Below are 1,633 nucleotides of genomic sequence, written 5' to 3'. Positions count from 1 at the left end.
GAGGCGTCCGGCGCGTCCGGGGTGCGTCCCGTCTCCAGGTACGTCCGCAGCATCCGCTCGGCCTCCGCCGCGCCGAGCCGCCGGTCGGGGTCGCGTTCCAGCAGGCCCCGTACGACCGGCAGCAGCGGCTCGGCCTGCGCCGGTGGCCGGATCTCGGCGGCGACCACGGCGTGCAGGATGCCGCCGAGCGAGTCGCGCCGGAACGGCGACTCGCCGCTGAGCGCCGTGCACAGCAGCGCGCCCAGCGACCACAGGTCGGACTCCGGCCCGGTGCGGACGCCGGACATCCGCTCCGGCGCGGTGTACTCGGGCGAGCCGACGAAGGAGCCGGTCTCGGTGAGCGTGGTGGCGCCCGCGACCTGCGCGATGCCGAAGTCGGTGAGCACGACCCGGCCGGTGCCGGACTCGATCAGGACGTTCGCGGGCTTGATGTCCCGGTGCAGCACCCCGGCCTCGTGCGCGGCGCGCAGGGCGCTCAGCAGCGCGACCCCGATCCGCGCGGCCTCGCCGGCGTCCACCGGGCCCTGCCGCGCGATCCGGTCGGCGAGCGAGCCGCCGTCGATCAGCTCCATGACCAGGTACGGCCGTTCGTCCTGCTCCACCACGTCGTGCACGACGATGATGTGCGGGTGCCGCAGCTGGGCGACCGCCCGGGCCTCGCGGAAGGTGCGGTCCCGGCGGCGCCGTGCGTCGCCGTCGGACAGGGAGTCGTCCGGGAGGAGTTCCTTGACGGCGACACGCCGGCCCAGCACCTCGTCGACGGCCCGCCACACGACGCCCATGCCGCCGCGCCCGATACGCGCCTCCAGGCGGTAACGGCCCGCGATCACGCGGAAGACGTCCCCCTCGGTCCCCATGCGCCCCATCATGCCGCATCGGACGCACGCCTTCCGGGACGGCGATCGGCCAAGTGTGCCGTCACCCGGCTGGGTTCGGCCTGTTCACGTGGAGCCCTTGCGTTCCCCTTGTCCGGTCGGTGCGACGCGCTTCGGATCAGCGCTCCTGGAAGCTCCGCAGAATCCAGTCGAACTGCTTCTTGGTGGTGGCCCAGTCGTCGGCCGGCGAGGCCGAGTAGATGGCGTACTCGGTGCCGGCGTCGTTCATGTACCCGACGTCGATCGCATGGTAGGGCCCTGGGAAGTAGTGCGGCGGGTCCTTGGCCAGCGCGTTCCACGTGTACTCCCAGTGGACGCCCGGCTGGTCGCGGAAGAGCTCCTGTTTGAAGACCAGCCGCTTGTAGTCCACCAGCCGTTGTGAGACCTTCCGGTTCAGCTCGGTCATGTGCTCGTACGAGGTGGGGTAGTCCGGCGAGGTGTCGACGGCCACCCGCACGAGGTGCTTGCCCTTGTCGGGCGAGTAGTCGACCTGCCGCAGGCCGTCCTGGTCGATGGAGACGGTCCGCTTCCAGCCCTTGGGCAGGGAGAGGCTGAAGCCCACCGGGTCGTGGACGGTCTCCCAGCTGTCGGGGATCGTGCCCGCCGAGCCCGGCGAGCGGCTCGCCGTCGCCGAGGACGCCGGAGCGGGGCTCGAACCGCCGCTCGTCCTCCCGCTGTCGTCCTGCACCCCGTACCACTGCTGGAAGGCCACGGCCGCGCCGCCGCCGAGCACGGCCGCGACGGCGACGACGAGCACG

General features: G+C 72.6%; 1 protein-coding gene and 1 pseudogene. Both read right to left on the bottom strand.

Translation table 11 applies throughout. From position 1 onward, the window contains the following. Positions 1-857: serine/threonine-protein kinase (locus ACLU3S_RS36940; protein WP_413956345.1), on the bottom strand; the 857-nt coding region annotated here is incomplete at its 3' end. 136 nt (positions 858-993) lie between these two features. Further along, positions 994-1,633 (bottom strand): annotated as a pseudogene (locus ACLU3S_RS36935) (serine/threonine protein kinase); the annotation flags it as partial.

It is taken from the genome of Streptomyces sp. AF1A (genome assembly GCF_047340315.1).
Taxonomy (GTDB): Bacteria; Actinomycetota; Actinomycetes; order Streptomycetales; family Streptomycetaceae; genus Streptomyces.
This window is presented reverse-complemented; position numbering and strand designations above follow the sequence as displayed.